Origin of the sequence: Serratia sp. ASV30 (genome assembly GCF_016428815.1) — a bacterium.
Classification (GTDB): Bacteria; Pseudomonadota; Gammaproteobacteria; order Enterobacterales; family Enterobacteriaceae; genus Chania; species Chania fonticola_C.
In genome coordinates this window covers 112011-119182 of record NZ_JAELTL010000012.1, presented here as the reverse complement: position 1 = coordinate 119182, position 7172 = coordinate 112011, and the positions used below count along the sequence as shown (strand labels likewise).

The following is a 7172-nucleotide window of genomic DNA, read 5'->3' as shown; positions in this document are numbered from 1 at the left end:
CCCCCCCCCCCCCCCCCCCCCCCCCCCCCCCCCCCCCCCCCCCCCCCCCCCCCCATTTTAGATGTGTATAAGAGACAGCCCTTGAGGGCCTCATAAGGTCTTATGTGATTGACACGAGCAGCAACATGATAAATTACATCAACTTCTTTGCAGAGTTCTTGATAATGCACTCTATTGATACCTAGAGATGGTTGAGTGATATCTCCTTCAATCATACGTATCTTTTTGGTGTAGGCCAGTACATCCAAGCTATCAATGGAGAACTTATGGTATGCATCAATCAGTCGCTGCCTTTCATTATCCGACTGAATGTTACGACATAGTACATATATCTTACCAACGGAAGCATCGGCAAGTAAATCACGAAGTAAGTAGGCCCCGACAAATCCAGTTGCCCCTGTAATTAATATATTAATTTTACTTTCCACTTTATCACCTAAATAGTAAATAACCCGTTTATATTTTATTTGCTGGTGACAATAGTGGAATACCATTAAATCAGATAATGGCTTTGCAGATACCGCAAAGCTCATACTGAGAAAATAAGAGATTTATCCAAAGCCTGAAATACGTTTGCCCGTTGGAGACGGCACCGATCCCGATATCCACCAGTGCTAAATCCCCGACCGGACAATTCCATTTAGCCCACAACCCACGGCAGGTCAGGGCTGATATGGCAGCACCACCCGGTGACTCTCTTCAATCAGGGTCACAATCTCGGTACGTGGCCCCTCCAACCAGGCTTGGCTGCTGTAAAAGGCCTGCAATACCTGTTCCATTTCCACCATGCCATCAAACCGCCGCAGTAGGTAATAGGCATCGGGATCGTGTAGTGAAACACCGTACTCAAGCACGGTGATCCCTGCGGCCTGATGCAGCGGCACGCTATCATGCTGCATGATGTGGTGAAAACGCTCGCCACTGCCCGCTTGTAAACGATATTGCAAAATTTCGACTACCTTGGTCATGCTGCATCCCTGTTTTTTATTTAGTTAAGGCAACTTCGCGCTGCTGGGCTGTTTTACGCGCATAGCGCTGTGCCAGCACCGCACATACCATCAACTGTACCTGATGGAAGATCATCAAGGGTAATACCATTGCCCCAACGGCAGCGGCTGGAAATAGCACGTTGGCCATCGGAATGCCGTTGGCCAGGCTCTTTTTCGAACCGCAAAATACGATAGTGATCTCATCGGCTGTATCAAAGCCCAGGCAACGTGCGGCATAGGTGTTGATAATCAGTACCACCGCCAACAGCACCAGCGACATCACCAGGATCGTCAGCAACGACCAGCCATCAATGGTGTGCCAAATCCCCTCAACCACCGCCGCGCTGAACGCGGTATAGACCACCAGCAAGATCGAGGAACGATCGGTGAGGTTAATCAGTTTGCGATGGCGATCGATCCATTTGCCAATCAGCGGACGTGCCAGATGGCCAATAACAAAAGGCACCATCAGCTGCAGAATAATCGAGCCGATGGCATGCAATACGTCAGTATTGCCTCCTTGTGTATGCATCAATGCCCCCACCAGCAGCGGAGACAGGAATACCCCAAGAATGCTGGATGCCGAAGCGCTGCAGATCGCCGCCGCCACGTTCCCGCCAGCTGCGGAGGTGAAAGCGATTGCCGATTGAACCGTGGCAGGCAAAGCACAAAGATAGAGGAAACCCAGATAAACGGTGGGCGTCATTATGCCCGGCACCAGCAGGTTCATCGACAACCCTAGTAGCGGGAAGAGCGCAAAGGTACTGAGAAACACCACCAAGTGCAGTTTCCAGTGGCTCATGCCGGCAACGATCGCCTCACGGGAGAGTTTCGCCCCATGCATGAAGAACAACAGGGCTATCGCGGCGGTGGTTAAATGTTCAAAGAAGGTCTGCCAAATCCCTTCACAGGGTAGCAATGAGGCCAACAGCACCACCATCAGCAGTACCAGTAAAAACTTGTCGATACGTAGACGTTGTAACCAGGACATCCTGCACAATTCCTTGCTATTTAATGCGTAAAAAAGGGTTCAGAAGCGCTCTGAACCCTACTGTTATTATTGCTATTAGCTGACAGGTAGCGCTTTTTGCTGTTTCGCCGACTCAATGCCCAGCTCGATCATTTCCATGACCTGTATCGCCTCGCTTGCCGGAACAGGGTTGGTACCTGCACCGGAAATCGCGTCGCGAATGGCGCCGTAATAGGCTGGGTAATTGCCCGGAATGGTCAACAGCGGCTGTTCCACCAGCATGCCGTCACGTGACAACGTCACTACTCCGTCGCGCATATCGTAACCCCAGTCGGCCTGCGGCAAACGCTCACCGGCTTTCAGGCGATCTTCCTGCGGATCCAGACCATACTTGATAAAGCTGCCCTGTGTACCGTGCACAATGTAACGTGCAGTTTCTGCCGCGGCCAGCACCGTGCCATGCAGCACCACACGCCGATGGCCGTAATTGAGCACCGCATGGAAATAATCTACCGATTGTGAACCCGGACGTAGCTCGCCGAGATCGACAAACAGCGTTTGTGGCTTGCCAAACAGCTGCAACGCCTGGTCAATCAGATGCGGCCCCAAATCGTACCAAATACCACTGCCAGCCCCACCTTGCTCACGCCAGCGCTGGCGGACTTCCGGGCGGAAACGATCGAAATGGGATTCAAAATAGACCACTTCCCCTAAAGCGCCGTCTTTCAGCAAGGCTTTTAAGGTCAGGAAATCGCTGTCCCAGCGGCGGTTGTGGAATACCGAAAGCAGTTGTCCACTCTGCTCTGCCTGCTGTTGTAGCTGCTGCGCCTGTGACAGTGTCACGGTAAACGGTTTGTCCACCACAACATGCTTGCCCGCCGCCATCGCCTGTTGTGCCAATGGGAAGTGGGTATCGTTCGGTGTTGGAATGACAATCAGGTCAATCGAGGGGTCGTTGAACAGCGCCTGCGGGTCGCTGACCACCGTCATCATCGGCCAGTCGGCGTGGACTTTACCGGCGTCACTGCTGGAAACTGCGGCCAACGCCATGCCAGGGGTTCCTGCGATCAGCGGAGCATGAAAAGTCTTGCTGGCGTAACCATAGCCCACCAGGCCAACGCGGATTGTTTCAGACATCTTGTTTCCTCATACAGGGCGATATATGCATCAATTCCAGGCAGTTGAAATGCCACATCCTTGTAAGTTGCGGCGAGAAACCCGCTCCTGAGTGTTGCCGCTGGAAAAAGATGAAGTAGCGATTGATTCGATTTGACACCATGCTGGGGGATGGAACAAGAGCTAAATGCAGATTGATAACAAACTGGCAGTATGGCTAAGCGGGCATGACATGCGGTAAATTGGGCGCAGCATGTGGCGCCCCTAACAACGGTCGTATCCGCAGGCCGATTAACGGGCGGTGGCAACCAATGGCCGATCACGTGAATGGCTCACCGGGTAGTTTATCTCCAGGCTGCGGCGGCGAAAATCGCTGGGGCTGACGCCAACCCGCTTGCGAAACACCCGCGAAAAATAGAGCTGATCGTCGTAGCCAACTACCCGGCCAATGGTGGCAATCGACTCCTGGGTGGTTTGCAGCAGCAGTTTGGCACGGATCACCCGCTGATCTTCACGCCAGCGCAGGATATTAATCCCTACCTGGTCACGGAACAGATGCGCCAGCCGCGAAGGGGAAAGACAAACGTGGCGTGCCACTTCATCAATACGCAGCTCCCCCGCCAGATTGCCGGTAATGAACTGGCAAGCCTCAATCACCCGTGGGTCCATAATCTTCTGCGGGCTGAGGGGATCCTCCTCCATCGCGCGCAGCAACAGCCGTTCCAGCAGGTTCATGCCAATCTCTTCGGCAAAACGTCGGCCGGAACGTTGGGTCTGCTCAATGTTGGCAAACAGCCGGTCAAACTCCGTCAGCAACTGGTTGTTGGGCAACGTCAGACGCCCCACCTGATGCGCCTTGCTGTGCCATTCCAGCCAGTCTGCCCAATAGGCACGCGGGCGGAAATAGACCCAGCGGTGATACCAGCAGTCACTATCCGGTGATCGGCCATAGTTATGCGCCGCCTTGGGCGGGAACAGCAGTAGATCGCCAGGATTACAGTAAAGCGTCTCCTCACCGTCAAACACCTTGCCCTGGCCTTTAATGGTCAGATTGAGGATGTAACCCTTCATGCCGCCGGGACGATCGATAAAGAAATCCAGCGGCCCGTCCGCCATAATCGGCGTCAGCCCGGCAACCAGGTAGGCGTTAAAGGTGTAACCCGGCAACAACGGGTTCGGTTGGGGTTCCTGAACCATGCGATGATACATCTGGCCTCCAAATGTGTCGTTTCTTTATCCCAAAACTTGGCAAGATGAGTGGTCTGCTTCCCTCACCCTAACCCTCTCCCACAGGGAGAGGGAACCGATCGAGTTCGTTGATTTTTCTGTGTAATACCTGCCTTTCCTCTTACTACCTACTTACCGAAGCTGCACGGGCCAACCACGCGCTCCGTGCAGCTCCCTCTCCTTTGGGGAGAGGGTTGGGGTGAGGGGAAAATAGAGATTGCTCAATAAACGACAACACACTATCCACCTATAGCAAGTTTACCCATTTGGCAAAATGCTGCTCGCGGCAATAGCAAAATTGTGATGGGTCTTCACGCCCTGCTCTTCGCTTGTTGCTTGTAGCGGTCAAAAATCACCGCGGCCAGCAGGATCACGCCGCGCACCACATACTGCGAGAACGGCGAGATATTCAGCAGGTTCATGGCGTTCTCCACCGTGCCCAGGATCAGGATCCCAGCGATAACGTAGGAAATTTTGCCTATGCCCCCTTTGAGTGAAACGCCCCCCAGCACGCAGGCTGAGATCACGATCAGCTCATAGCCGATTGAAGTCATCGGCTGGCCGCTGGTCATACGCGAAGCCAAAATAATGCCCGCAGCGGCGGATACCAGCCCGGAAAGCACAAAGATGATGATCTTGGTGCGCACTACTGGCACCCCGGCCAGCCGAGCTGCCTCCTCGTTGCCACCAATAGCCAGTGTATTGCGGCCAAAGGTGGTTTTATTGAGCAGGAAACCAAACAGGATCAGGCAGCCTATGGTGATCCAAATCGGGGCGGGCAGCCCCAACCAGTTGGCATAACCGAGCGCAAAGAAACGCTCATCTTCGATCCCCACCGCTTTCCCATCGGAAATAATATAGGCCAGACCGCGGAAGATCTGCATGGTAGCCAAGGTGGTGATCAGCGCGTTAATCTTCAGCCGGGCGATCACAAAACCATTGATCAGCCCAGAAAGCACGCCCAACAACAAACCGGCAGCCACGCCGATCCACAGGCTCTCGGTCATGTTGATGACCACCGCCGCGGTGACACCTGCACAGGCGATAACCGACGCCACCGACAGGTCAAAATCACCTGAGGCGAGACAAAACAGCATGCCGCACGCCACCATCCCGGACATGGAGATCGCCAGACCCAGGCCCTTCATATTGATAAAGCTGCCGAAATTCGGCACAAACACGACGCAGGCAACAAACAGCACGGCGAATACCACCAGCATGCCATAGCTGTCCCAGATACGCGCCAACCCAAGGCCACCGCGGTTTTTCACAGAATTGGTTGTCATGCTCGACATCTCTTGCTCCTTCGCAATCAGGCCATCGCCGCTGCAATATCGGGGGTACGTAACATCGCCAGGCTGAGAGCTTTTTCCTCAGTGGCCTCGCTATGGGTCAACTCGCCAGAAATCGCCCCTTCACGCATCACGATGATGCGATCCGCCAGCCCCAGCACTTCGGGCAAATCGCTGGAAGCGAACAGCACCGCAATGCCCTGCTGCGCCAGTTGATAAATCACGTGGTAGATTTCGTGTTTTGCGCCAACGTCAATGCCGCGTGTCGGCTCATCCAGCAGGATCACCTTCATCTCTTCCGACAGCCAGCGGCCCAGGATCGCCTTCTGTTGGTTGCCACCGGAGAGATTCATGATCAATTGTTCTGCCGTTGGGGTTTTGATATTCAGCGCGCGGATATGGTGATCGGCATTGCTGGTTTCCCAGGCGTTATCGATCAGGCAGCCCGCCTTGATGCTTTTGCGGCGAGCGCTGATGTTGATATTGTCACGTACCGAGTGCACCGGAATGATGCCGTCGGCCTTACGATCTTCCGGGCACAACATCACGCCCGCACGAATAGCATCGATCGGTGAACGAACATTGAGCCGCTTGCCATCAAGCATCAATTGGCCCGCAGTTACCCGCGTAGCGCCAAAAATCCCTTTCATCAGTTCGCTGCGCCCTGCGCCCACCAGACCAAACAGGCCAACAATTTCGCCAGCGCGAACGTTAAAGCTGATAGGCGTTTTCACCCCGGCGGCCTGCAAATCGGTAAGCTGCAACCGCACTTCTCCCAGCTCGCGTGGCTGATAGCCATAAACATCGCCAAGATCGCGGCCCACCATCGCCTGCACCAGCACTTCATTGTTTACCTGCTGCATATCGTCGAAGGTCCGTACATAGCGGCCATCCTTAAACACGGTGATGGCATCACTCAGCGCAAAAATTTCCTCCATCCGGTGTGAGACATACAGGATCACTCGCCCTTCGGCCCGCAACTCGCGGATCACCCGGAACAGTTGCTCAATTTCACGTGCCGACAGCGAACTGGTCGGCTCATCAAACGCAATCACTTTGGCGTTACGCGCCAGAGCCTTGGCAATCTCCACCATCTGCCACTGGCCAATCGACAGGTACTTCAACGGAGTATCCGGATCGATGTCCAACCCGAGGTGTTCCAACTGTAAGCGGGACTCATAACGCAGCAGTTTGCGATCCACCAGGCCATGTTTGGTCGGCAACTGCCCCAGGTAGATGTTCTCTGCCACGGTCATTTCCGGCACCAGATGCAGTTCTTGGTAGATAATCGCCACCCCGGCGTTCAACGCGTCGGTGGTATTGGCAAACTGCACCGCTTGCCCCTGGAGGTGGATCTCCCCTTTGCTTGGGGCGTAATTGCCGCTGAGGATTTTCAGCAGCGTCGATTTCCCGGCGCCGTTTTCCCCCATCAGCGCGTGGATCTGCCCGGCCTGACAACTGAAACTGATATCATCCAGCGCTTTGACGCCAGGGAAGCTTTTACCGATGCCTTTGAAAGCCAGATAGGGCGTGACGGCAGTCATAGTGCTTTCCTCAATGCTGTGCGATAAATGGCCG

Annotated in this window: 7 protein-coding genes; all 7 read right to left on the bottom strand. The window is 54.4% G+C overall.

Annotated features, from left to right (window positions below):
* On the bottom strand, positions 1–494 hold a 494-nt coding region (locus tag JHD74_RS27035), incomplete at its 3' end, for an SDR family oxidoreductase (RefSeq protein WP_370592612.1).
* A 168-nt stretch (positions 495–662) separates the two neighbouring features.
* Complete coding sequence (locus JHD74_RS07975; RefSeq protein WP_074031414.1) at positions 663–968, bottom strand: hypothetical protein; 306 nt, start codon at positions 966–968, stop codon at positions 663–665.
* Positions 969–984: 16 nt separating this feature from the next.
* Positions 985–1980 carry a bile acid:sodium symporter family protein gene (locus JHD74_RS07970; protein ID WP_199062338.1) on the bottom strand — a complete coding sequence of 332 codons (996 nt, stop codon included), beginning with the start codon at positions 1978–1980 and terminating at the stop codon, positions 985–987.
* Positions 1981–2055: 75 nt separating this feature from the next.
* Positions 2056–3096 carry an oxidoreductase gene (locus tag JHD74_RS07965; RefSeq protein WP_199062336.1) on the bottom strand — a complete coding sequence of 347 codons (1041 nt, stop codon included), beginning with the start codon at positions 3094–3096 and terminating at the stop codon, positions 2056–2058.
* Between the two features lie 270 nt (positions 3097–3366).
* Positions 3367–4284, bottom strand: coding sequence for an arabinose operon transcriptional regulator AraC (gene araC / locus JHD74_RS07960; protein ID WP_024530524.1), 918 nt, complete (start codon positions 4282–4284; stop codon positions 3367–3369).
* A gap of 329 nt (positions 4285–4613) precedes the next feature.
* Entirely contained in the window at positions 4614–5597 is a 984-nt protein-coding gene (gene araH / locus JHD74_RS07955; protein WP_024529939.1) for an L-arabinose ABC transporter permease AraH, read from the bottom strand.
* A 17-nt stretch (positions 5598–5614) separates the two neighbouring features.
* Positions 5615–7138 carry an L-arabinose ABC transporter ATP-binding protein AraG gene (gene araG / locus JHD74_RS07950; RefSeq protein WP_199062334.1) on the bottom strand — a complete coding sequence of 508 codons (1524 nt, stop codon included), beginning with the start codon at positions 7136–7138 and terminating at the stop codon, positions 5615–5617.
* Positions 7139–7172: the final 34 nt, after the last annotated feature.